This is a genomic window from Rhizobium sp. 42MFCr.1, from assembly GCF_000377185.1.
Lineage (GTDB): Bacteria > Pseudomonadota > Alphaproteobacteria > Rhizobiales > Rhizobiaceae > Rhizobium > Rhizobium altiplani.
Genome location: NZ_KB897822.1, coordinates 26,348 through 50,430 on the forward strand (window position 1 = coordinate 26,348; position 24,083 = coordinate 50,430).

Genomic DNA, 24,083 nt, shown 5'->3' on the forward strand with positions numbered 1-24,083 from the left:
GTTTGCCCATGTCCAAGATCGGTGTCCACTCATTCGTCTGGAGCGCCGGCTCGTCGAAGGATGAGCTCGATAAAGCTCTATCGAGGTCCCACGAACTTCAGTTCAAGCTTATCGAGTTTTCGTACCTCGATCCGAAACAGGTGGACGTGAAGTGGCTGGCGTCTCGCATTGAGGAGCTTGGCCTTGATGTCGCAATCAGCATGGGGCTGCCCTTAGAGGGTGACATCTCCAGTCATGATCCGGCAGTTGTTGCCAAGGGCGAGGATATTCTCGATCGCGCTGTGGCACTCGTGCGCGATCTGGGCGGTACCAAGCTTGCCGGCATACTGAGCTCGGCCCACGGCAAGCAGGAACATGCGCTGACGAAGAAGGGATGGGATACGAGCGTCGCCACCCTGTCGAGAGTGGCAGATCGAGCCAAGGCTGCCGGCGTTACGCTAAACCTCGAAATCGTCAATCGCTTCGAGAGCAATATGCTCAATACGGCGGCGCAGGGGATGGCCTATATTTCAGATACAGGCGCTGCGAACGTCTTTCTGCATCTCGATACCTTCCACATGAACATCGAAGAGGCCGACGTCGGCCTTGCAATCCGTCACGCCGCGGACAAGATCGGCTATGTCCATATCGGGGAAAGCCACCGCGGTTACCTCGGCACCGGAAATATCGATTTCGCCACCATCTTCGACGCTCTCGTGGCGATCGGTTGGGATGACTATGTAACCTTTGAATCCTTCTCCACTTCGATCGTCGACAAGGACCTTTCATTGAAGACGGCCATCTGGCGCAATCTCTGGGACGACAACGTTGCGCTTGCCGGGCATGCCCGTCAGTTTATCGAACTTGGGCTGGAAACCGCCAAGCGCAGGGCCGAACTGGTCAAGCAGACGCACTTGGCGTGGTCATAGGAATGGGCCGCTTAACCGCATACTCATGCGGTAGGCGCATGGAGTGACGGCTTTTTCAATCGCACGAACCTTCGCCGGAACGGCTGGCTTCGCGCATGGCCGGTCTTCAGGAGGTGCGGCGCGCCAGACATAACGGTTGTCCTTTCGCCGTCTGGGTGGCTCGGTCAGGCGAAATTTGGTTCCATGCTTTTTGTGTAGACGCCGGCGATATCCGAACAAAGTTCGCCGCCCGCCTGGGGTGATCCATTGGCTAGGTCGTTCCCAAGCGATTTGTTTTGCGCCACTCTTCGTACTCTGCGCGGGCATCGTCATGCAGCGGATAGTAGCGCTGCAACGACCCTCCCTCCATGAGTTTCATTCGCGAAAACTCCTCCCAGTCGTGATGCTTTTGCGATTCTTCGATTACGCTCGCAGCCATTGCGACTGGAAGCACAACCACCCCGTCATCGTCGGCGACGATGATGTCTCCAGGGATTACCGTGACACCGCCGCAGGCAATCGGAACGTTGACGGCGTTGGGATAGATGCCGGTCTGCACATGATAGTTGGGCGTCCAGCCGCGCAGCCATAGAGGCAGATCCAGCTTCTCGACATTGGGCCGGTCGCGCATGCACCCGTCGATCACGATGCCAGCGCCGCCTCTGCCTTTGAAATAGGTCGACATCATATCGCCGAAGACGCCCGAGCACATGTCGCCGCGCGCGTCGACGACGACCACATCGCCCTCCTGCACGTGGTAAAGCACATGGCGGTGCAACTGCGTCTCCGGATCTGCATATTCTCCCTCGGTGAAGAGGTCGGGCCGCTGCGGCATGAATTGAAGCGTCAAGGCCGGCCCGACGATCGACTTGCCGTGATTTTGCGGCACGGGACCGACCATGTGCGGATTGCGGAAGCCCATGTGGCCTAGCGTGCCGGAGATCGTCGCGGCGCCGATTTCTTTCAATGCGTCGATCATCTCTCTGGGCGGTCGCGTAATCTCGGTCGTATGTGTCATTCCAGGCTCCCGTTGGATGGAACTACCAGTTTGTGACGGAACCGTCGCGGCGCTTCAGGTGAGGCGCTTCCCAGAAACGAAAGCTCTCTGCCTTGATCGCCTCTTCGTTGACCTCGACGCCGAGCCCCGGCAGATCGCTCACCGGATAGTCGGGGCCGTCGAGCCTTGGTTGCACGGGGAAGAAGTCGGAATTGTCAAAGCCCAGCTTTGCTTCGGGCGCCCTGGTCTCGAGCCAGGCGAAATTCGGTACTGCGGCGGCGAGATGGATGGTCGCGGCCGTGCAGACTGGGCCGAGGGGATTGTGTGGCATCAGGTCCACATAGTGCGCCTCGCTCCAGCCGGCGACCTTCATCGCCTCGGTGAGCCCGCCAACATTGCAAACATCGAGCCGGTTGAACTGATGGATGCCACGCTCGATGTAGGGCAGGAATTGCCACTTGCTGGCAAATTCCTCGCCGATGGCGAACGGGATGTCGGTCATCCTGCGCAGGGACTCGTAGGCTTCTGGTGTCTCGTCGCGTATCGGCTCCTCGAGGAAATCAAGCACGCCACGGCCGAGCTTGTTACAGAAGCTCGCAGCCTCTGCCACCGACAGCCGATGATGATAGTCGATGCCGAGGACGACCTCGTCGCCCAGCGCTTCGCGCGCCTTGTTCAGCATAGTTGCGGTCGCGGCGATCGACTCCCGCGGCTCAAAGATGTCCTTGCTGTTTTGCCCGACGGGGAAGAAGCGGATCGCCTGCCACCCTAGGGCACGCAGTTCGCGGGCCCGTTGGATGGCAACATCGCCTTCGGCCTCGTCGCCGGTCGAGGCGAAGGTGGGAATCCGGTCGCGCTGCTTGCCGCCCAGCAGTTCGTATACCGGCACCCCCAGCGCCTTGCCCTTGATGTCGTGAAGGGCAATGTCGATGGCGGAAATCGCCGCCTGCAGAACGCGCCCGCCTTCGAAGTATTGGCTGCGATAGACTTCTTGCCATATCCGACCAATCTGCATCGGGTCGCGGCCGATGAGAAACTCGCGATAGTGCTCGATTGCGCCAGACACGGCCTTCTCGCGACCGCTCAAGCCGCTCTCGCCCCAGCCGAAGATGCCGTTGTCGGCCTCGACCTTGACCAGCATCTGGTTACGCGTTCCGACCCATACCGGATAGGGCTTGATCGCCGTGATTTTAAACGTCGTGGTCATCCACGCCCTCGGTTCACACGCATCCGCTTGGTCTCAGTCGGCCTTGAGGGCCATTTCCGTTTCGCCGTCGAACAGATGCATCCGCTCCTGATCGAACTCGAGCCAGATCTGTTCGTCGGGCGCCACGGCAATGGTCGGCGGCACGCTGACATTGACGATGGCTCCAGACAGAAACGCCTGCACGAAGGTGACGTCCCCGGTCGGCTCCACCGTGTAGGCCTTGGCAGGGACGCTGCCAGGCATCGCACTCTTGTGCAGCCTGATCGTCGAGTGACGTGCGCCGAGCACGACTTTCTTGGTTGTTGCCCTTGCGATCTTCTGGGCGTTGATTGGCGAGAGCTCGAGGCGCCAGCCCTCCGGGCTTGTCAGCACAGTGTTGCCGCTTGCCGTTGATGCCTCCAGCGGAACAAGGCTCATTGCCGGGCTGCCGACGAAGCTCGCGACGAACATGTTCACCGGATGGGCAAAGACCTCTGCCGGTGAATCGTATTGCTGCAGGAAGCCGCCATTCATCACCGCCATCCTGTCGGCCATCGTTACCGCTTCGAGTTGGTCGTGCGTCACGTAGATGACCGTCGCCTTGAGGTCCTGGTGGAAGCGCTTGATCTCCGAGCGCATCTGCACGCGCAGCTTTGCGTCGAGGTTGGAGAGTGGCTCATCCATCAGGAATACCGCCGGATCGCGAACGAGGGCGCGGCCCAGCGCCACGCGCTGCTGTTGCCCGCCCGAAAGTTCGCGTGGCTTGCGCTCGAGCAGCTGCGTCATGTCGAGCACTCGCGCTGCTTCCCTGACCCTCTTGTCGATCTCGCTCCTTGGCAACTTGCGCATCTGCAGCGGGAACGCCAGATTCTTGTAGACCGATTTCTGCGGATAGAGCGCGTAGTTCTGGAACACCATTGCGATGTCCCTGTCCTTGGGGTCGAGATCGTTGACCACCCGGTCGCCGATGACGATGTCGCCAGAGGTGATGGGGATGAGCCCCGCCACGAGATTGAGTGTGGTTGTCTTGCCGCAGCCTGAAGGGCCGACGAGCGCAACGAATTCGCCGTCGTTGACCGTCAGCGAAACATTGTTGACAGCTTTGAAGCTGCCATAGGTCTTGACCAGATTTTTGAGGACCACGTGGGCCAACGGCAACTCCCCTAGTGCTTGACTGCGCCTTCCGTGAGTGCGCGTACGAAGTATCGTTGCAGGACGAGGAACAGGACCACGACGGGCACGCTCATCATGAAGCTGGCCGCCATCAGGCCCGGAAAGTCCGTTGTATTTTCCGAGAAGAAGCGCTGGATGCCGACGGGCAGTGTCAACTGCTCGTTCTTGGAGAGGAAGGTATAGGCGTAGATGTACTCGTTCCACGCGCCAATGAAGGAGTAGATCGCCGTGGCGATGATGCCTGGCGCCGAGAGCGGCATCACGATGAGGACAAATGCCTGGAACCGCGTGGCCCCGTCGATGCGCGCCGCCTGCTCGAGTTGCACCGGGATGTTGTCGTAGAAGCCCTTGAGGAGCCAGATTGCCAGCGGCAGGCCGAAAGTGAGGTAGGTAAGGATGAGCGACCCATGCGTGTTCACGAGCCCGATCGCGCGCATCAGGATGAAGAGCGGCACGAGAAAGATGACTGCCGGGAACATGTTCCGAAGCAAGACGGTGAAGAACAGAAAGTTCCGGCCCGGGAAGGTGAAGCGTGAAAAGGCGTAGGCCGCAGGAACTGCCACGATCACCGAAAGGATGGTTGTGGCGGTGGAGACGAAAAGGCTGTTCCAGAAGAAGCGCAGGAAGTCCTGGCCGACGCTGTTTTGCGGGTCGAGCAGCTTCTGGTAGCTGGCAAGCGTGGGTTGGTCCGGCCACCATTGCGGCGGGAATTGCATGGCCGCGAAACCTGACTTGATCGAGGTGATCAGCATCCAGATCATCGGCAATGCGGTGTAAAGCAGCATGAACACAAGGAAGATGCGTCCGCCCCACCGCCATCCATCAATGCGCCTGCGACGACGCGCCTGGCTTTGATGAGCAGTTTCGGCAATCGTGCTCATTCATTTCCATCCTTCTGCTCGTTGCCGCTCAGTGCGCGGACGTAGAAGTAGCCGAGCGACATCAGGATTAGGAACAGCAGCACAGAATAGGCCGATGCCACCCCCCAGCGCTGGCGGCCGAAGGCGAGTTCATAGATGTGGGTGATCCAGATATGCGATGCATTCGACGGCCCGCCGCCGGTCATGATCCAGGGGATGATGAAGGAATTGAAGTTGGCCACCGCCAGCAGCAGGATCGTCACCGTCGAAACGTTTCTCAGGTGCGGAAAGGTGACGTGCCAGAACCGCTGCCATGCATTGGCCCCGTCGACTTTTGCGGCGCGCAGCAACTGGTCGGGAACCGTCTGCAGGCCGGCCATCATCATGATCATGGCAAACGGAAACTCTCGCCAGATATTGACGACGATCAGCGAGGGCAGCACCGTGCTGACGCTGTCGATGAAATTCGGCGGCCGGTCGGCCAGTCCGAGGCCGACAAGCACCGCGCCAATGATCCCGAAGTCCGAATGGTAGATCCACTTCCAGATATAGGACGCGGCAACCGCGCTGATGACCCAGGGAATGATCAGGATGGCACGCAGGATGCCCCGGCCGACAAAGTCGCGATGGAGCGCCAGGGCACAGGCAAATCCCAGGACAAATGAGATGAAGGTCGATCCCAGTGTCCAGATGAGAGTGTTCGAGGTGACCTTCCAGAACACCGGACTTGTGAGGATGGCGATGTAGTTGTCGAGGCCGACGAAGATCTTGTCCCGAAGCTGCAGGCCAGGGGGTGTATTAAAGAAAGACAGCTCGACCGTGTAGTAGATGGGGTAGGCTATGACGACAAGCATCACAGCAATCGCAGGAAGCACGTACGCGTAGTCAGCGCGATGCTCCCACATCTTTCGCAGCACGCCGGACCTGTCGGGGTGCAGTCTTCGGCTAACCTCGGCCTTGCCAGTCAAGATCGTCACTGTGCCGCACCCTTGTTCTTCGGAGCAAACCGGCTGCGATCGAGGCGCAGCCGGTCAGATCGTCAGGCCTGGACTAGAGTCCGCCATCCGTCAGGTCTTTTACCTTCTTGGCTGCGTCGTCCGCTGCTTGGTCGACGGTCATGGCCCCGGTCAGGGCATTCTGCAGCATGTCCGGGACGATGATGTTCATGATCTCGGGGGACTGCGGCAGCGCCGGGAACGGGATGCCGTATGGCAGCATCGAGGTCGTGACATCGAGGAACTTGATGCTGTCCAGACGTTCCTTCATCCATTTGGTCTTGAAGCCGTTAAGGTTTCCCGGGTTCGAGCCGGCATAGGCCATCTTCAGCGACCATTCCGGGCTCGTCCACATGCAGATGATAGCCTTTGCAGCCGGCTCGTCCACCTTGCCGCCCTCCACATATTCGGGCTTCAGGATATGAATGTTGGAGCCGCCAAACACGACGGCACGCTTGCCGTCCGGGCCGGTGGGAATGAGGCCATAGCGCATGTTGTCGATTACCGTCTGCGCCTTGACCTTGTCGGTATCCGTCGCCTTTTTCTGCAGGTCGAGCATGACGTTGTAGTCGGACGGGTGCGATATCATCATGCCGAGCTGGCCAGCGAGGAAGAGGGGCTGGTTGTCGGCCTGCTGGTTGGTAAGCGCCGAAACCGGAACCGACTTGTCGCGCACATACATATCGTAGGAGGCTTGCAGTGCCGCCTTGCTCTGCGGGGAGTTCAGCTCGACCACCTTGTACGTCGGGTTGGCCGTAGCTTCGTCGAAGACGCCGCCGCCATAGGCCCACAGCTGAGGCATGAAGCGGTAGGGTGTATTTCCGGCATTCTTGCGCGCCACGAGGCCATAACCGGCAATGCCGAGCTTGTCGTGGATCTGCTTGGAATACTTGACGACGTCGCCCCAGGTTGCCGGAGCCTTTTCCGGATCAAGGCCTGCACGCTTGAAGATGTCGGCGTTCCAGATGAACGCCATCGTTTCGTTGTTGGTGGGAATGCCGTAGGTCACTCCATCCCAGGTTACAGCCTTCATTGCGCCCGGCCAGAAATCCTCGGTCGAATACCCTACATCCTCGGGTTTGAGCGGCTGCAAATAGCCCTTTGAGGCAAACTCCGTGCCGCCGAGGATCTGCAGGCGGACCGCCATCGGTGCTGCATTGCCAAGGAGTGCGGTCCGGAACTTGTCCAGCAGGTCGTTATAGGTGAGAGCCTGTTCCTCAAGCTGGATGTTTGGATAGGTCTTGCGGAAGGTCTGGAAGAAGTCCTTGTAATACTCGCGCAGGAGGTCGGGGTCGCCCTCGAACACGCCCTGATACCAGAAAGTCAGTCGCCCCTTATAGTCGAGAGGGGTGACCTTGCCGCAATCGCCGGCCGTGTCAAAATCCTGGGTTCCGGCAATGGAGCGCACATATTGTGGCGACCACTTGCTCAAATCGATCGACGCACCGAGCGCCGACGCAGACATCAACGATATCATCAAAGCGGTTGAGACAGTGCCGCGCAGGACGGCACCTCCGAGTGAAAGCCTCGTCATAGGTATCCTCCGGGTTCGCTCCCATGCCGCTCTGCCTCAAGGCGAGCGGTCTTTTGCTCCTCGGCCGCAGGACGTTCTTATCCAGTGTATGCCTTAAAGCTAATTATACGTTTTCAGATCGTCGATTGCCTGTCAACCGGCGAAATCGTACATTGTTTGGAGGAGCCTCGCGTGATATTTAAGAAAGGCGTGTATTAATTGGGGACAGTCTTGGCCGATACGAGCGCTTTCAAAGCACAGCCACCCGAAGGGATCGACGCGATCGGGGCCTCCAGCGAGGGTGCCTCGCTCTATCAACTGATCAGGGAAGACATCATCGAAGGGCGGCTCGTCGCCAACGAACGGCTGGTGGTCACCGACCTCGCCCGACGTCACGGCACCTCGACCAATCCCGTGCGCGAGGCTCTGCAACTGCTGCGCGGGGAGGGCTTTGTTACCCTTGTTCCCAATCGCGGAGCGCGCGTCCGGCCGATTGATCAGGATTTTGTTCGGGACATCTACGAGATCGGAGTCTTGATCGAGCCGGCACTGACGCGATGGTTCGTCAGCATGGCGACTGTCGAAGACATTGCTGAACTCGAACGCATCCAGGCGCTGATTGAAGAGAACGACTTCGCCGACACGCTCAGGCACAGTGAGCTCGACACCGCCTTTCACACCATAATGTACCAAAGGCACTATAACCGCCATGCCGCCGAGCTTTGGTGGAAGCATCGCGAAGTGCTTCGAGCCGTGAGCCGGCGTTTCAACTTCACACTCGCCCGGCGTGCGGCGATCCTTAGCGAGCATCGAGAGCTCATCGAGCACGTAAAGGCGGGCAACGCGAACGAGGCAGCCGAGCTTATTGCGCGCCATGTCGAGGGCTCCGGCCGACACATCCTCGAACACATGCGTGCGCGCAACGCCGCTCGGGCAGGATAGAAAAGATCGCCTGGAATATCGTTATCCCAACCACTTCGGATAAAGGCAGTTGAGATGAAAATCACCAGCGTGCGGCCGTGGCTGATCAAGTCCGAGGCTTCCTATTGGGGAGAGTTTCTGTTCGTCGAGGTGACGACGGATGAGGGGGTGAGCGGCTGGGGAGAGATCACCACCACGACAAGGCTTGCCAATCGCGCGCTCTGCACGATCCTGCGGCAGATCGGTGCCGCAGTGACGGGCGAGGACCCGGCGCGTATCGAGTATCTCTGGCACAAGATATTCCGCAGCTTCACCTACATGGGCAGTCGCGGGGCCGCGGTCGAATGCGTGAGCGCCATTGACATTGCTCTCTGGGACATACGAGGCAAGGTACTCGGCAAGCCGATTTACGAGCTGTTGGGCGGATCGGTACGCGATGAAATTGCGCTCTACACTCACCCCAACCAGGCCAAATTTACCAGCAAGGAGGCTGTCGTCCGCGAAATTCGCGACATCGTCGAATCCGGCCACACTGCCCTCAAGTTCGATCCCTTCCCCTACCAGGGGCGCGCCGCCGATGGCCAGCCTCGCGAACAGCGGGACGGGTACCTCGATGGCAGCATGTCCCGCAAGGACGAGCGCGAAGCCGCCGAACTCACGGCTCTGATCCGGGAAACGGCAGGCTCTGATGTCGACATTCTCATCGATGCGCATGGCCGGTTCGACGTTCCGACCGCCATTCGCCTTTGTCGAAGCCTCGAGGAGGCTGGTCAGATCGACTGGTTCGAGGAGCCCTGTCCGCCGGAGAGCCTCAATGCTCTCCGACAGGTCCGTGAGAAGGTCAGCGCCGCCATCTCGTGGGGCGAGCGCGGCCACACCAAGTGGGATTTCGTGCCGGTGCTCGAAAACAGGCTCGCTGACTACATCATGCCTGATGTGACCTGGACCGGCGGCATTACTGAACTCAAGAAGATTTCTGCCCTGTGCGAAGCCTACTACATCCCGGTCTCGCCGCATGACGCCGCAGGGCCGATCAACGTGGTTGCGGGAGCGCAGGTGATGATGACCGTTCCCAACTTCTACAAACTCGAAACGTCGGAGTGGAACCTCGGCAAATACGATCACCTCATCGACAGGCCGCTCGATGTTTCGAACGGCAGCCTCAAGCTTGCGCCCAGACCTGGTCTCGGCGTTGAAATGAACCGCGACTACCTTCAAGACCACGAGATAGAGCTGGCCTAGCAACGCTCTACGCCGCCCCAGCGAGCGCGGCGACGAGCCCCCCCCACCAAAACGAGGACAAGTCATGCCAGAGGCAGATGGAGCCGACGAGGCGCTCAATCGGGTGAACATGCATTCCAAGCCGTCCGACCTTCGCATCACCGACATGCGGGTAGCCGAAATTGTCGGCGCGCCGTTCACCTCGGTGCTGCTCAAGATTTACACCAACCAGGGCATCGTCGGGCTTGGCGAGGTGCGCGACGGTGCCAGCGCCACCTATGCCCTGATGCTGAAGAGCCGGTTGCTTGGCGAGAACCCTTGCAACATCGATCGACTGTTTCGCCGGATCAAGCAGTTCGGCGGGCACGGCCGGCAAGGCGGTGGCGTATCGGCGGTTGAAATCGCGTTGTGGGATCTGGCCGGCAAGGCCTACGGCGTCCCCATCTACCAGATGCTCGGCGGCCGGTTTCGGGAAAAAGTGCGCGTCTACTGCGATACCGACGCAACGGTGCCGAGCGGCACCGAGACCGGAAAGCGCCTCAAGCAACGCATGGAGCTCGGCTTCACCTTCCTCAAGATGGATCTTGGGCTGATGCAGATCGCGGATGTGCCCGGTGCGGTCGTGTTTCCGGCCGGCTCACTGGAAGGCTACCGCCAAAGTCCCACTCGCGGGCCGCTGAAGACCAATGACGAGCGGCGCGTCCGCAACGCTGCGTACGATTTGCATAACGTCCAGCACCCGTTTACCGGCCTTCACTTTTCCGACAAGGGCCTCGACCTGCTTGAGCAATACATCGCCGAGGTTCGGGAGGTCATCGGCATGGACGTGCCGCTCGCGATCGACCATATCGGCCATATCTCGTTGCAGAACGGCATTCGCCTCGCCAGGCGAATTGAAAAATACGTGCCAGCCTGGCTCGAGGATGTGATCCCTTGGCAATACACCGAGCAGTACCAGCGACTGCAGGAGGCCACCACGGTGCCGATCTGCACCGGCGAGGATATCTATCTCAAGGAGGGCTTCGAGCCTCTGCTCAAGAGCGGCGGCGTCTCCGTGATCCACCCGGACCTGCTCACCAGCGGGGGCATCCTCGAGACCAAGAAGATTGGCGATCTGGCGCAGGACGATGGTGTCGCCATGGCCATCCATATGGCAGAAAGTCCAATCGCCGCAATGGCCGCGGCACATGTCGCGACCGCGACCGAAAATTTCATGGCGCTCGAATACCACTCCGCCGATGTCGACTGGTGGGACGATATCGTCACGGGCCTTCCCAAACCGCTGGTGAAGAACGGCTTCATCACTGTTCCGGACAAGCCGGGGCTGGGGATTGACGACGTCGTCGACGAGGTGATCTCGCGGCATCTGCAGCCGGGTCTCACCGGCATTTGGCAGCCTACGGATCACTGGGACAATGAGTATTCCTGGGATCGCACCTGGAGCTGAGGAAAAAAAGGAACGAAGATGAAGATCACCGATCTGCGCTGCGCCGTTATCGGCAAGCACCCGATCGTCCGCATCGTTACGGACGAGGGCCTCTATGGCCTGGGCGAAGTCGAATTCACCAAGTCCTACCTCAAGCCCTTTGTGCTGCATTTCCGCGAGGCGTTGGTCGGCGAGGACCCGACCGACGTCGAGAGAGTCATGCTGAAGATCCGCCAACGCGGCTCCTTCAAGCCGTACGGCGCCGCGGTGAGCGCTATTGAACATGCGTTGTGGGATATTGCTGGAAAGGCCGCGGGCGTGCCCGCCTATAAACTGCTCGGCGGCAAGGTGCGGGACAAGGTGCGCGTCTACAACGGCTCGGTTCGCCAGAAACGCTCGGGCGACCGGCCGGAGGATTACGCCGCTGACGTGAAGTGGATGATGGAGCAGCCGCAGAACTTCTTCATGATCAAGCAAGGGATCTCGTTCCACTCCAACATGAAGGACACCATCGAGGGCTTCCACTACGGCGTGACGCAGAAGAAGGCCGGCTATCACGGCGCCATGGATCAGGGCATGATCAGCGAGCACGGTTTCAATCACATGATCGACTGCGTGATCGCAATGAAGGAAGTGCTGGGCGACAAGGTCAGCCTGGCGCTCGACTGCGGCCCCGGCTGGATGCTGCCCGATGCGATCAAGTTCGCCCGCGCGGTCGAGAAGTACAATTTGATGTGGCTCGAGGACATGCTGACTGGCGACTACGTGCCATGGGTCAATCCGCAGGCCTATCGGGAGCTGACAACCTCCACCTCGACGCCAATCCACACTGGTGAGCAGATCTACCTGCGACACAATTTCAAAGAGTTGATCGAAACGCAGGCGGTACGCGTCATCGGCCCCGATCCAGCCGATGTCGGAGGCATTGCCGAGCTAAAATGGGTCGCCGAGCACGCCTACATGCACTCGATCCTGATGGCGCCGCACGGCACTGCCAACGGTCTGCTCGGCCTCGGCGCGTTGATCAATGTCTGCGCTACGTTGCCGGCAAATTACATCGCCTTCGAATATCCCACCGCCTCCGATCCCTGGTGGGAGGATCTGGTAATCGGCTTGCCGCAGCAGATCGTGAAGGACAGCATGGTGGACCTGCTGGAAGCGCCGGGGCTCGGCCTCGATATCGACGCTGAAGCGGCCAGGAGATATCTGAGGGAAGAGGATGCGGGCTTTTTCGACTGAAGCTTTGTCCACTTGCCCGCGCAGTAGCGATAGGAGCGGCGAAACCAGTCCGCGTCTTCTACATTTCCGCGTCCGAAGGGCGCATGTTCCATATACAACTAACCTCTATTCCTCGAATACCTTGCCGGTGCGAGCCTCGAGCCGGTAGCGGTTGCCGGGATAGATGAGGCGGGCGGTGGAGACGACGTGCCGCCCGGACCAGGTGCGGCGGCGGATGGCCAGGCAAGGCTCGCTCTTCAGGATCGTCAGGAGCTTGCACTCCCAGGACTGCGGCATGGCCGCCTCGACGATGTGCTCGGATCCGCTCAGAGGGGCGGCAGCCGTCAGATAGGCGTTTGGGGTCAGAGAGGCAAAGTCCTGCGCCAGATAATCGGGGGCTGCTGCCGGATTGACGAACCGGTCTTCGATCTGCACCGGCACGCCGTTTTCGCTGTGCACGATCAGGGAGTGAAAGACGGGTGCGCCGATATCGAGCTCCAGCGCGTCGGCCGTCTCGGGAGATGCTGTCTCCTGCGCCAAAATCACCACCGAGGCCTCATGCGCGTGGCCGCGCTCAGCAATCTCTTCGGCAATATTGCGAACCTCGAACAGGGCCGAATACCCCTTGCGCTCCGCGACAAAGGAGCCGACGCCCTGGATGCGAACCAGCTCACCTTCGTTTGCGAGTTCACGCAATGCCCTGTTGGCGGTCATCTTGCTGACGCCGAGTTCGTTCACCAGTTCGTTTTCGGAAGGCACGCGATGCTTCGGAGGCCACTCGCCGCTATGGATGCGGTCGAGTATCATCTGCTTGACGCCGGCGTAGAGCGGTGCGGTATCGTTATCCCTCATCATCTCGCTTGGACGCTTCATTGCCTGTTTCCTTTGCAATCGCGGAATCCGCTCGATAAGTCGACTTTCCTCTTGCATAACACAAAATATCTCATATGGTACCATATACAACCTCTCGAAAGATCGATCAACAAGGTCGGCGTCGAGCAAGCCGGCGAAGACCGGTGTCGGGCCGCAAGGTCAATCGTCACTTCAGAGGAGATAGAACCAATGAAATTCAGCGCGCTCCTTCTTTCCAGCGCCTTTGCGCTCTCGGCCTTCGTCGCGCCCGTCGCCGCCAAGGACTGGAAGACGGCCACCATTACGCTTGAGGGGGCCTATGCGCCCTGGAACATGACCAATGCCGACGGCACGCTTGGTGGCTTCGAGCCCGAACTTGCCAAGGTTCTGTGCGAACGTGCCAAGATCGACTGCAAGCTCGTCGCATCCGATTGGGATGGCATGATCCCGGCACTCAATGCCGGCAAATTCGACGTCATCATGGATGCGCTGTCGATCACCGATGACCGCAAGAAGGTCATCGGCTTCACCATCCCTTATGCCGCGACGCCGGCCGCTTTCGCGACCGCCAAGGACAGCCCGCTTGCCAATGCAGCCGGTACCGGTGCGACGATCAAGATGACGCCCGGCCAGACCGGCGTTAAGGAAGTCGATGCGCTGAAGGAGGCCTTCAAGGGCAAGACGATCGGAATTCAGGCCGCGACCGTTTACGCGAAGTTCGTTTACGATAATTTCGGCGATATCGCGGAGATCCGCGAGTACAAGACCGGCGCCGACCGCGATCTCGATCTGCAGAACGGCCGTATTGATCTTGGCTTCGACGATGCCGTGTATTTCGCCAATGCCTTCCAGTCCGCAAACGACACGCTGGCCTTTACCGGCCCCGAGATCGTTGGCCCGATCTGGGGTGAGGGCGAGGGTCTCGGCATCCGCCAGGCCGATACCGACCTTCGTGACAAGTTCAACGAAGCGATCAAGTCCGCACTCGCCGACGGTACCGTAAAGAACCTCTCGATGAAGTGGTTCAAGGTCGACGTCAGCCCGCAGAACTGATTTCCGGCAAAGGCCGGAGGTCCCGGTCTCCGGCTTCAAGGCCGGGGACCGCATGCTATTCTGACACCGCCGGGACAGCGGCGGGCGCGGGGAACATGATATGGCAACACTGGAACTGATTGGGTTCGGCTCGACCGGATGGGGCGCGCTTCTTCTGCTCGCCGCGTTGATGACGCTTGCCGTGACCGCAAGCGCGCTTGCGATCGGCGCGGTGCTCGGCGCGATAATCTCTGCTGCCAAGCTCTCCGGCAAGGCTTGGCTTGTTGCGCTCGGCAACGTCTACACGACTGTCTTTCGCGGTGTGCCGGAATTGCTGATCATCTACCTGATCTATTTCGGAGGGTCCTCCGCAGTCACCTCGATCGGCAAGGCGATGGGCTATGAGGGCTTCCTCGGGCTGCCGTCGTTTCTGGCCGGTGCGCTGGCAGTTGGGATCATCTCCGGCGCCTATCAGGCGGAAGTATTCCGCGGGGCGTACCTTGCCATTTCCAAGGGTGAATTGGAGGCGGCATCAGCGATCGGCATGCATCGCGGTCTGCGCTTTCGCCGGATCATCATTCCGCAGGTGCTGCGCTTCGCAATCCCCGGTCTCGGCAACGTCTGGCAGCTCAGCCTCAAGGATTCCGCACTGATCTCGGTGACCGGTTTGGCGGAACTGATGCGCACCAGCCAGGTCGCTGCCGGTTCGACACGACAGTATTTCCTGTTCTTCATCGTCGGCGGCATCCTCTACCTGATCCTGACAAGCCTCTCCGACCGGGTTTTCAATGGCGCAGAGCGGCGCGCCAATCGCAGCATGCCGACAGCGGCCATGGGAAAGGCGTGAGGTAATACGATGGATTTCGCTTTTCTCGCCCAAACGATGACGACCCTGCTCAAAGCCGTCCCGATGACCTTGGCTCTGTTCTCCGTCTCGGTCTTCTTCGGTGGTCTTCTGGCCCTGCTGATCGTCTGGATGCGTGTCGCCGGCAATCCGGTGCTGTCGTCGATTGCCAAGGGATACATCTTCATCTTTCGCGGCTCGCCGCTGCTGATCCAGATGTTCCTCGTCTTTTATGGCCTCGGCCAGTTCGGCTTCATCCGCTATTCCTTCCTTTGGCCGTTCCTGCGTGAACCGTTCGTTTGTGCGGTACTGTCACTGGCACTCTGCACCGCCGGCTATTCTGCCGAGATCTTTCGTGGTGGCATTCGCGCCGTCTCGCCGCGCGAGATCGAGGCCGCTCGCTCGATCGGCATGTCCGGTGCTCTTCTCGTGCGCCGCATCCTGGCGCCGATCGCATTCCGGCACGCGCTTCCGGCCTACTCCACCGAGATCGTCCTGATGATGAAATCGACGGCACTCGCAAGCCTGGTCACCGTATGGGAAGTGACCGGCGTGGCACAGCGGCTGATCTCGCAAACATACCGCACGATGGAAGTGTTCCTCTGTGCGGCGATCATCTATCTCGTTCTCAACTTCATCATCCTGCAGGCGATGTCCCTGCTAGAATATTCGCTCTCGCGACACCGCCGTGCGATCCCGCCGGCGCTGAAAGCCTGAGAGCCCTCCGGACACGATTGGAGCTTCCATGCCAGGCGTTACCCGACTTTCCGTCCGCAACATCCGCAAAAGCTTCGGCACGCACGAGGTCTTGCGTGGCATCTCGCTCGATGCCGAGGACGGCGACGTCATTTCCCTGCTCGGGGCCTCGGGTTCCGGCAAGTCCACCTTTCTGCGCTGCATCAACCTGTTGGAAACGGCAACCGACGGCGAGATCTGGGTGGATGGCGAGCAGATCCGCATGATCCACAAGGGCGGCACGAGCCGGCCGGCGAGCCAGAAGCAGGTCGACCATATCCGCTCGGAACTGGGCATGGTCTTCCAGTCCTTCAATCTGTGGTCACATATGACGATCCTGCAGAATGTAATCGAGGGACCGGTCCACGTGCTCAAGCGCCCGCGTTCCGAATGCGTCGCCGAGGCAGAGGCGCTTCTCGAAAAGGTCGGCATTGCCGACAAGCGCCACGCCTATCCAGCGCACCTGTCGGGCGGCCAGCAGCAGCGCGCAGCGATCGCCCGGGCACTCGCGATGAAACCGAAAGTCATGCTCTTCGACGAGCCGACGTCGGCGCTTGACCCGGAGCTCGTCGGCGAGGTGTTGCGTGTCATGCGTGCGCTTGCCGAGGAGGGGATGACGATGCTGGTCGTCACGCACGAGATGAGCTTTGCGCGCAATGTTTCCAATCGCGTTGTCTTCATGAAGGAAGGCCTGGTCGAGAGCAGCGGCGCGCCGGACGAAATGTTCGGGGGGGGCGCGTCACCGGCCTTCCGACAGTTCATCGGTCATTTCGGAAGCGGGCAATGACGGTCACCATCGACACGCTGATCGGCTGGCGTGACATTGCACGCGTTGCGGCCGGCGAGACGCTTGCGCTATCACCCGCAGCCTGGGGTCGCGTCGACAATGCCAGCCGGATCATCGAACGCATTGTCGAGACAGGGATACGTGCCTATGGCATCAATACAGGCGTCGGCGCGCTATCAGATACGGTCGTCGATCGCAACTCCCAAAGCCGGCTGTCGCGCAACATCCTCCTCAGTCACGCCTGTGGCGTCGGCGAACTCCTGGCGGGCCGCGAGGTCCGGGCAATCATCGCGGCGCAAGTCGCCAATTTCGCGCATGGCCATTCCGGCGTACGGGCGGATATCATCCGCCACCTCACGGCATTTTTGGAGCACGATTGCGTGCCTGATGTCCCGTCGAGGGGCTCAGCCGGTTACCTCACGCACAATGCCCATACGGCGCTCGTCCTCATCGGGGAAGGAAGCGCATCGGTGGCGGGCAGGCGCATGAACGGCCGGGAGGCTCTCGATGCCATTGGTCTTGCTCCACTCGTGCTCGGTGCAAAAGAGGGGTTAAGCCTCGTCAACGGAACGGCCTGTGCAACGGGTTTAGCCAGCGTCGCGCTAGCACGCGCGAACCATCTGCTCGACTGGGCCGATGCTGTGGCAGCCCTGACGCTGGAAGCTTGCGGGTGTCAGATGGCGGCCTTCGACGAGACAGTGCTAGCGCTTCGTCCGTCGCGCGGCATCGCGCATGTTGGCGCTTCCTTGAGGCGGCGCCTGGAGGGCAGCGGGCTGATCGCAGCAGCGCTCGCAAAACGCACGCAGGATGCGCTCAGCCTACGCTCGGTCCCGCACGCCCACGGAGCAGCTCGCGACGTCTTTGACAATGCATCCGACGTCGTCGATCGCGAACTTGCCTCGGTCACCGACAATCCGGCGGTCTCGGGAACACCTGAAAATCCTGTCGTCTCGTCGGAGGCTCATGCCGTGGCGCCGGCCCTCGCGCAGGCGTCCGACAGCCTGGCGATCGCCCTTGCGCAGATATCGGCCATGAGCGAGCGCCGTATGGATCGGCTCGTCAATCCGCTGATCAGCAACCTGCCGCCTTTTCTGGCGAGCGATGCCGGCAGTAATTCCGGCTTCATGATCGCGCAATATACCGCAGCCGCGCTCAGCAACGAGAACCGCAGGCTGGCCGCACCCGCTTCCACCGATGGCGGCGTTACCTCCGGCCTGCAGGAGGATTTTCTCGCGCATCCAACGGCTGCGGCAAATAAGCTCCTTTCGGTCATCGACAACGCTGAATATATAGTCGCCATCGAATTGATGGCGGCAGCCCAGGCGCATGACTTCCTGGCGTCGACAGCAAAGCGCGCCAAGGCGACGGACGCAATCCACCGTGCGGTACGTCAGGTCGTCCCGCATTACGCCGACGATCGCCCGTTGGCTGCCGACATCGAGGCGCTTCGTAGCTTTATCCGGCAAGAAGCACCGCCCGAATTGATCTGAGGAGCAGAAATGACAGCTGATTTCGACGTTGCCGTGATCGGCCTCGGCGCCATGGGAAGCGCTGCCATCTCCTTCCTTGCGGCGCGCGGCGCCAGGACGATTGGCATCGACGCCTATTTTCCTGCCCATGCGCTCAGCTCTTCGCATGGGGATAGCCGCCTGATCCGGATGGGCTACTTCGAAGATCCGTCCTATGTGCCGCTGCTGCAGCGCGCCTATAGCAACTGGCGCGCTTTGGAGGCGCGGCTTCGCACGGAAATTCTGACGATCACCGGTGTTCTCCAGATCGGGGCTGAAGACAGCAAGATCGTTACGGGCACACGCGCGTCCTGCGAGATGCACGCCCTGCCGCATGAGGTCCTCGACAAGATGGACGTGGCGCGTCGGTTTCCCGCCTTCCAACTGGATGACGAGGACATTGCTGTCCTCGATCCAAAGGGGGGCTATCTCAGGCCCGAGGCGGCTGTCATGGGCTATCTCAAACTTGCAGCGCAGGATGGTGCGGTTCTTCACTTCGGCGAACGGGTAACAGCGATCGAGCCGGGCGACAGCGGGGTGACGATCCGATCGGCTGAGGGCCACTATCGTGCCAAAAAGGTGGTGGTTGCCACCGGCTCGTGGATCGCCGAACTCATTCCCGATTTGAAGGAACACGCAGTACCGATCCGACAGGTCGTCGCCTGGTATCAGTCGCAAGACGGATTTGCGACGGAACCGCAGCGCATGCCGTGCTTCCTTCGGGACGAGGGGGCAGAGGGCTCCTACTTCGGTTTTCCGGCGATCGGCATGGACAGCGTCAAAGTCGGGAGGCACGCGCATTTCCGCGAGCCGATCGATCCCAACCAGCCCAATCCGCCCGTCAACGCCAGAGATACGGCACTCCTCGATAGCTTTATCGCCAGGCGCGTGCCGGCCGCTGCCGGACCGCGGGTCAGCGCCGTGACATGCCGCTACACGATGCTGCCGAGTGAGGATTTTCTGCTCGACGTTACCCCTGGCAACCCGAACGTCGTCGTCGCGTCGCCCTGCTCCGGCCATGGCTTCAAGTTCACGAGCGTCGTCGGCGAGATTCTCGCCGACCTGGCACTTCAAGGTGGGACCAGCTTGCCGGTTGCGGCCTTCTCGTTCGATGCGATGAACCGCTTCGTCTCGGCCCGCAAATCGGCGTGACGCTCCAGGCTAGCTGCAGCGCAATCCGGTTTCCGCATTGAACAGGTGGATTGCTTGCGGATCGAAGGTGAGCGTCAGCATCTGACCATTCTCCAAGCTCGTGCGCGGCGGCAGGCAGGCCATGATCCGTTGCGTGCCCGCAAAAGCGGTGACGACAAGCTCGGGACCAGTCAATTCTGCAACCTCGCATTTCGCCGGTAGCGTGAGGCCGGACGAACCAAACCGAAGTGATTCCGGCCGTATTCCGACAATCAGCTTCTGGCCATCTCTAGGCTCGGCTTGAAGTCCGCCCGGAAGAGGTAGCGCGATGTCGCTGCCCTCGATCTGAAGTTCGCTGCCGCGAACCGTAGCGTTCAAAAGGTTCATTGGCGGCGCCCCGACAAACGTGGCGACATAGAGAGTTGCCGGTCGATCGTAAATCTCCGACGGGCTGCCGAGCTGCTCGATCCGCCCATCGCGCATAACCGCAATGCGGGTGGCGAGCGTCATGGCCTCGATCTGGTCGTGCGTCACGTAGACGACCGTGGTCTTGAGCATCTGATGCAGACGCTTGAGTTCGGTGCGCATCTCCATGCGCAATTTTGCGTCCAGGTTGGATAGCGGCTCGTCGAACAAAAAGACTTCCGGCTTGCGTACAAGGGCGCGGCCGATCGCAACGCGCTGGCGCTGGCCACCCGACAGTTGACTTGGCCTGCGGTCGAGCAGGCTTTCGATCTGCAGCAATTTCGCTGCATCGCGTACCGCCGTGTCGCGCTCGGCGCTCGGAACTTTGCGCATTTCCAAGCCGAAGCCGATATTGCGATGGACAGTCAGGTTTGGATAGAGCGCGTAGGACTGGAAGACCATGGCGATGTCACGATCCTTCGGATGCACGCCGAGGACCGAGCGTCCGCCGATACGCACGTCGCCGCTTGTTGCCTCCGCCAGCCCCGCGATGATGTTGAGTAGGGTCGATTTTCCGCAGCCGGAAGAGCCGAGCAGAACGAGAAACTCGCCGCTTTCGAGCGCGATGTCGATGCCCTTCAGGGTTTCGACATCGCCGTATGTCTTGCGGATGTTGGCAATTTCAAGAGCACTCATCGAGCGGGCTCCTCAGATGTGGATGGTCCGCCGTAGTTGCGCGGAAGGGTCGAAATTGCCCGTGATGCGACCGCGGTTCCGGCCCGCAGGCAGTCAGCGAGAGGTTTTTCTTGCGCCAGCGCTGCCAGAAAACCGGCGTTGAAGACATCGCCGGCGCCGATCGTATCGACAACCGTGACGGAGGGAGCCGCAGCGGCGATGCACTGCCCGTCCGCACCAATCGCGAGCGCTCCGTCCGGTCCGCGCTTGACGACGACGATGGCACCCTCCGGCATGTGGGATCGGATTTCGGTCCCCGCTTCGACAGGGTCGTCGAGGCCGGTGAGGGTGGTGGACTCCACTTCGTTGAGCAGCGCAATCGCGCAGCGGGAAAGCCAGTTTCGCGTGGCCTCGCAATTCTCGTTCGTCCAGCCGTCGAGCGGCCAGCCAGTGTCAAGCGCAATCGCAATCTGGTGCTTGTCGGCCCAGTCGAAGAAAGCATCGTACTCGCGGGTCAGATCTTCCGTCAGGAATGAGCCGCAGAGCAACACGAAGCCCCCCGACAGCGTCGTGCCATCCAGGACGGCAAAGACATCGGAAAGGCTGAGGCGCGGCAGGTGACCGCGGGTGGTGAAGAACGTGCGCTCTCCATCGGGATGGGTGATGCCAACCGAGAGTGTCGTCTGCTCAGGGCGCACCGGCCACTTCGCGGACCGCTTGCCGAAAGCCTCGGTCAACCAGCGACCGAACTGGTCGTTGCCAACATTGGCGGCGATCTCGAATTCGACGCCAAGACCTTCCCAGGCGAGGGCGCTGTTGCCCGCTGCCCCGCCGACGCGCAGTTCGTCGTGGTCGACGATGATCTCGGTGCCAGCCTTCGGCCAGGGAGCAGCAGGGCCGAGGATGAGGTCGATATTCACGTTTCCGATGACGGCAAGCGGGCGCATCATTCGCTCCGGGTGATCTTTGTCGAGCGCACAGGCGTGCCGGCGTTCTCGACACGCGCATCGGCGAAGGCGACCATGAAGCGCTGTGCCACGGGCAGCATTGCGAAGACTGCAGCCAGGCCCGAAGCTGGCTTGAAGCCGATGGTCACCGCGCCCGCAATCGGGGCTTCACCCGATGCATCGAAGATGATGACCGGAGCGCCGGTTTCGACGGCTGATACGGCCATGGCCGTGACCAGACCGGCGGTGCTGTCCTGTCCCCGGAAAAGAACGACACCGACGGCCGGGCCGAGCATCTCCATCGGTCCGTGCCGCAACTGCCCGCCTTCGAGCGAAAAGCAGGGAAGGCGGGAGAGTTCTGTCAGGCCAAGGGCCAGCGCTTCGGCAAGACCCTGCAGGCGCCTGCCCGAGGTAACGACCGTCGCCACGTTATCGAGAGCTGCAAGAGCGATGTCGATGCTTGGTGTTTCCGGGGCGGTGAGTGCGGCAAGGGCTGCCGCGGGATCCTCGCCAAGGGCTGCCAGCACCGCAAGATGCAGGGCAAAGGAGACTGTCAGGCTGCGCGTTGCAGCAAACGCCAATTCCGTGCCGCCCGCTCCGATGAGGGAAGGCGCCGTACGCGCCAGGAATGATCCTTGCTCCAGCGTCAGCCCGAATGTGTCACCACTGGCTCCTGTTTCAAAGAACCAGCGCACCACCTCGGCACTTTCGCCAGATTGCGAGGTGATGATCACTGTTCGGCCGTCGAGCGCGAGCGGTTGTCCGAGTTGCTCGGACAGGGGTAGAGCGATCGCGTCGATGCCGCAGGCACGGTAGAGCGGCTCGACGGCTCGGCCGACGGCATGAGATCCGCCCATGCCGAGAAGAAGCAGCCTGGCGTTTTTCTTCAGCGATTCCGCAATGGCCTGAGCGGTTTGCCTTGCGTTGTCATAGGATGTGAGCGCATCCGCATGCTGACGCGCCATTTCGCGATCAATTGCAATCAGGCCGGTTGGTCGTTTGTTTTCCATGGTCCTTGTCATCCCTTGACGCCGCCGCTTGTCAGCCCTGATATCAGGGCGCGTTGCATGACGAGACCAACCAGCACCGGTGGCAGAGCGGCGAGCACACCGGCAGTCGCGATCAGTCCGTAATCGGAGACACGGCCACCGGCCAGATCGGCGATGGCAACCGTGAGTGTCTTGGCGCGCTGATCGGAGGTGAAGAGCAGCGCATAGAAGAACTCGTCCCACCCGAGCAGGAAAGCGAACAGCGCCGAGGTGGCGACAACAGGCATGGCCAGCGGCAGGGTAATGATCTTCAAGGTCTGGAACAGGCCGGCACCGTCAATCATTGCCGCGGCTTCGATCTCCTTCGGGATGGAATCGAAGCCGGATTTCATGAGCCATGTCGTGAAGGGGGCGAGGATCGTCAGATAGACGAGGGCGAGGCCGAAGACGTTGTTCAGCATGCCGAGATAGGCCAGGCCCATGTAGAGCGGCACGGCAAGCGCAACCGGTGGCAGCATGTAGGTGGCGATGACCATTGAAAGCGACCAACCGACGGAAGGTGTTCGCGACACGGCCCAACCGGCCGGAATCGCCAGCGCGATAGCGGCGATCGTCGCCATGCCGGCAACCTCGATGCTGTTTCTGAGCGACGAGGTGAAGGCGGCGCCAGCGCTGTTCTCGATCGTCGACAGCAAGGCGGCGTACCGGGAGAAGTCTGCCGTTTGCGGCCACCAGCGGAGCGGCTTGGCGGCCAGATCGGCGGCCGGCGAGATGCTCATGATGAACAGCCAGAGAATCGGTGCCAGGATGACGGCCGCAAGCAGCAAGGCGCAGACGTAGATGAAGGCTGTAAAGAATGGGCTCTTGCGTTCCATCAGGCGGCACTCCCTGCGGTCTTGCGCACCAGCGTGGCATAGGCGAGAGCCAGCACCGTTACCAGCAATGTGACGATCAAAGCCAACGAGGCGCCGGAGCCGGCCCGCTGGAAGGAAAACGCTTCCTGATAGACGAGGATCGACAGCGTCCTCGTACTGTTGGCCGGGCCGCCGCGGGTCATGACCCAGATGATGTCGAACACCTTGAAGGCCTCGATGGTGCGCAGCACCAGGGCCACCATCAGCGGACCCGCGAGATAGGGCAGGATCACGAAGCGGAAGCGGGCGAAGGGACCGGCGCCGTCGACCAGTGAGGCGGCAGTGACGTCACGCGGCACCGCTTGCAAGGCAGCAAGCGCAATGAGCGCGACCAGCGGAAAGTTCTTCCAGCAATCGGCGACGATCAGGGCGGCAAGTGCTGTGCCCGGTTCGCCAAGCCAGGAGCGATAGGCGTCGATCAGCCCGACTTGCATCAGCGCGGCGTTGAGCGCGCCGTATTCCGGATTGTAGATCAATCGCCAGAGCGTGGCGTTGACGACGGTTGGCAGTGCCCAGGGAAGGATCATCAGGGCGCGCAGCACCGCGCGGCCCCGGAAATCCTGGTTGAGGAGGAGTGCTGCAAGCACGCCGATCACCATCTCGGCAGCAACCGAAATGACCGCGAACCAGGTGGTCGTGATCAGGGTCCGCTGAAAATTCGAACCGGAAATCATCTTCACGTAGTTGTCGATGCCGACAAAATTGCCTGATGTGCCGACAAGCTTGGCGTCTGTGAAAGACAGGCCGACGGTGTCGACCAATGGCCATCCGATGACGGCGATCATCACGACAAGCAGCGGCAACATCAAAAGCCACGCGCGGGTTGTCATCCAGGTGCCGGACATGAGGCGCCCTCTCAATTCATCG

23 protein-coding genes are annotated in these 24,083 nt (G+C 60.8%); 11 read left to right on the top strand and 12 right to left on the bottom strand.

The window, feature by feature from the left end:
• The first annotated feature begins 8 nt into the window (after window positions 1-8).
• Window positions 9-908 (top strand): sugar phosphate isomerase/epimerase family protein, encoded by a 900-nt coding sequence (locus C934_RS0107110; RefSeq protein WP_018856008.1) that lies wholly within the window; start codon window positions 9-11, stop codon window positions 906-908.
• 250 nt (window positions 909-1,158) lie between these two features.
• On the opposite strand, the gene C934_RS0107115 is transcribed toward C934_RS0107110, so the two are convergent.
• From C934_RS0107115 to C934_RS0107140, 6 genes are all read right to left on the bottom strand, one after another.
• Window positions 1,159-1,905, bottom strand: coding sequence for a ribonuclease activity regulator RraA (locus C934_RS0107115; protein ID WP_018856009.1), 747 nt, complete (start codon window positions 1,903-1,905; stop codon window positions 1,159-1,161).
• 22 nt (window positions 1,906-1,927) lie between these two features.
• Window positions 1,928-3,091, bottom strand: a complete 1,164-nt coding sequence (locus C934_RS0107120; protein WP_018856010.1) for a mandelate racemase/muconate lactonizing enzyme family protein — start codon at window positions 3,089-3,091, stop codon at window positions 1,928-1,930.
• 33 nt (window positions 3,092-3,124) lie between these two features.
• A complete protein-coding gene (locus C934_RS0107125) occupies window positions 3,125-4,222 on the bottom strand; it encodes an ABC transporter ATP-binding protein (protein WP_018856011.1) in 1,098 nt (365 codons plus the stop codon).
• An 11-nt stretch (window positions 4,223-4,233) separates the two neighbouring features.
• Complete coding sequence (locus C934_RS0107130; RefSeq protein WP_018856012.1) at window positions 4,234-5,124, bottom strand: carbohydrate ABC transporter permease; 891 nt, start codon at window positions 5,122-5,124, stop codon at window positions 4,234-4,236.
• A complete protein-coding gene (locus C934_RS0107135) occupies window positions 5,121-6,080 on the bottom strand; it encodes a carbohydrate ABC transporter permease (RefSeq protein ID WP_026371630.1) in 960 nt (319 codons plus the stop codon). Before C934_RS0107135 ends, C934_RS0107130 begins: the two co-directional genes overlap by 4 nt.
• 73 nt (window positions 6,081-6,153) lie before the next feature.
• Window positions 6,154-7,632: an ABC transporter substrate-binding protein gene (locus C934_RS0107140; protein WP_018856014.1), complete on the bottom strand. Its 1,479-nt coding sequence runs from the start codon at window positions 7,630-7,632 to the stop codon at window positions 6,154-6,156.
• A gap of 210 nt (window positions 7,633-7,842) precedes the next feature.
• On the opposite strand from C934_RS0107140, the gene C934_RS0107145 reads away from it, so the two are divergent.
• The 4 genes from C934_RS0107145 (at window position 7,843) to C934_RS0107160 (ending at window position 12,418) form a co-directional block, all read left to right on the top strand.
• Window positions 7,843-8,553: a GntR family transcriptional regulator gene (locus C934_RS0107145; protein ID WP_018856015.1), complete on the top strand. Its 711-nt coding sequence runs from the start codon at window positions 7,843-7,845 to the stop codon at window positions 8,551-8,553.
• 54 nt (window positions 8,554-8,607) lie between these two features.
• On the top strand, window positions 8,608-9,774 hold the full coding sequence (locus tag C934_RS0107150; protein WP_018856016.1) for a mandelate racemase/muconate lactonizing enzyme family protein: 1,167 nt from the start codon (window positions 8,608-8,610) through the stop codon (window positions 9,772-9,774).
• Between the two features lie 64 nt (window positions 9,775-9,838).
• On the top strand, window positions 9,839-11,200 hold the full coding sequence (locus C934_RS0107155; protein WP_018856017.1) for a mandelate racemase/muconate lactonizing enzyme family protein: 1,362 nt from the start codon (window positions 9,839-9,841) through the stop codon (window positions 11,198-11,200).
• Between the two features lie 18 nt (window positions 11,201-11,218).
• The gene (locus tag C934_RS0107160) at window positions 11,219-12,418 is read left to right on the top strand and encodes a mandelate racemase/muconate lactonizing enzyme family protein (RefSeq protein ID WP_018856018.1); all 1,200 of its coding nucleotides are present in this window, start codon (window positions 11,219-11,221) and stop codon (window positions 12,416-12,418) included.
• A gap of 105 nt (window positions 12,419-12,523) precedes the next feature.
• Here C934_RS0107160 and hutC read toward each other — a convergent pair whose 3' ends face one another.
• Window positions 12,524-13,270 carry a histidine utilization repressor gene (gene hutC, locus C934_RS0107165; RefSeq protein ID WP_018856019.1) on the bottom strand — a complete coding sequence of 249 codons (747 nt, stop codon included), beginning with the start codon at window positions 13,268-13,270 and terminating at the stop codon, window positions 12,524-12,526.
• Between the two features lie 189 nt (window positions 13,271-13,459).
• On the opposite strand from hutC, the gene C934_RS0107170 reads away from it, so the two are divergent.
• The 6 genes from C934_RS0107170 (at window position 13,460) to solA (ending at window position 19,307) form a co-directional block, all read left to right on the top strand.
• Window positions 13,460-14,302 carry a transporter substrate-binding domain-containing protein gene (locus tag C934_RS0107170; RefSeq protein WP_018856020.1) on the top strand — a complete coding sequence of 281 codons (843 nt, stop codon included), beginning with the start codon at window positions 13,460-13,462 and terminating at the stop codon, window positions 14,300-14,302.
• 100 nt (window positions 14,303-14,402) lie between these two features.
• On the top strand, window positions 14,403-15,128 hold the full coding sequence (locus C934_RS0107175) for an ABC transporter permease (protein WP_018856021.1): 726 nt from the start codon (window positions 14,403-14,405) through the stop codon (window positions 15,126-15,128).
• 9 nt (window positions 15,129-15,137) lie between these two features.
• On the top strand, window positions 15,138-15,842 hold the full coding sequence (locus C934_RS0107180) for an ABC transporter permease (protein WP_018856022.1): 705 nt from the start codon (window positions 15,138-15,140) through the stop codon (window positions 15,840-15,842).
• 28 nt (window positions 15,843-15,870) lie between these two features.
• Window positions 15,871-16,647, top strand: a complete 777-nt coding sequence (locus C934_RS0107185; RefSeq protein ID WP_018856023.1) for an ABC transporter ATP-binding protein — start codon at window positions 15,871-15,873, stop codon at window positions 16,645-16,647.
• Window positions 16,644-18,137 carry an HAL/PAL/TAL family ammonia-lyase gene (locus C934_RS0107190; protein WP_018856024.1) on the top strand — a complete coding sequence of 498 codons (1,494 nt, stop codon included), beginning with the start codon at window positions 16,644-16,646 and terminating at the stop codon, window positions 18,135-18,137. Before C934_RS0107185 ends, C934_RS0107190 begins: the two co-directional genes overlap by 4 nt.
• A gap of 9 nt (window positions 18,138-18,146) precedes the next feature.
• Complete coding sequence (solA, locus tag C934_RS0107195; protein ID WP_018856025.1) at window positions 18,147-19,307, top strand: N-methyl-L-tryptophan oxidase; 1,161 nt, start codon at window positions 18,147-18,149, stop codon at window positions 19,305-19,307.
• A 9-nt stretch (window positions 19,308-19,316) separates the two neighbouring features.
• On the opposite strand, the gene C934_RS0107200 is transcribed toward solA, so the two are convergent.
• The 5 genes from C934_RS0107200 to C934_RS0107220 are packed head-to-tail and all read right to left on the bottom strand — an operon-like array spanning window position 19,317 to window position 24,061.
• Window positions 19,317-20,387 (bottom strand): ABC transporter ATP-binding protein, encoded by a 1,071-nt coding sequence (locus C934_RS0107200; RefSeq protein ID WP_018856026.1) that lies wholly within the window; start codon window positions 20,385-20,387, stop codon window positions 19,317-19,319.
• Window positions 20,384-21,313, bottom strand: a complete 930-nt coding sequence (locus C934_RS0107205) for a carbohydrate kinase family protein (RefSeq protein WP_018856027.1) — start codon at window positions 21,311-21,313, stop codon at window positions 20,384-20,386. Before C934_RS0107205 ends, C934_RS0107200 begins: the two co-directional genes overlap by 4 nt.
• Window positions 21,313-22,323 (bottom strand): SIS domain-containing protein, encoded by a 1,011-nt coding sequence (locus tag C934_RS0107210; protein WP_018856028.1) that lies wholly within the window; start codon window positions 22,321-22,323, stop codon window positions 21,313-21,315. Before C934_RS0107210 ends, C934_RS0107205 begins: the two co-directional genes overlap by 1 nt.
• Before the next feature lie 8 nt (window positions 22,324-22,331).
• Window positions 22,332-23,177 (bottom strand): carbohydrate ABC transporter permease, encoded by an 846-nt coding sequence (locus C934_RS0107215; RefSeq protein WP_018856029.1) that lies wholly within the window; start codon window positions 23,175-23,177, stop codon window positions 22,332-22,334.
• Window positions 23,177-24,061 (bottom strand): carbohydrate ABC transporter permease, encoded by an 885-nt coding sequence (locus C934_RS0107220; RefSeq protein WP_018856030.1) that lies wholly within the window; start codon window positions 24,059-24,061, stop codon window positions 23,177-23,179. The genes C934_RS0107215 and C934_RS0107220 overlap by 1 nt, the downstream gene beginning before the upstream one ends.
• Window positions 24,062-24,083 lie beyond the last annotated feature (22 nt).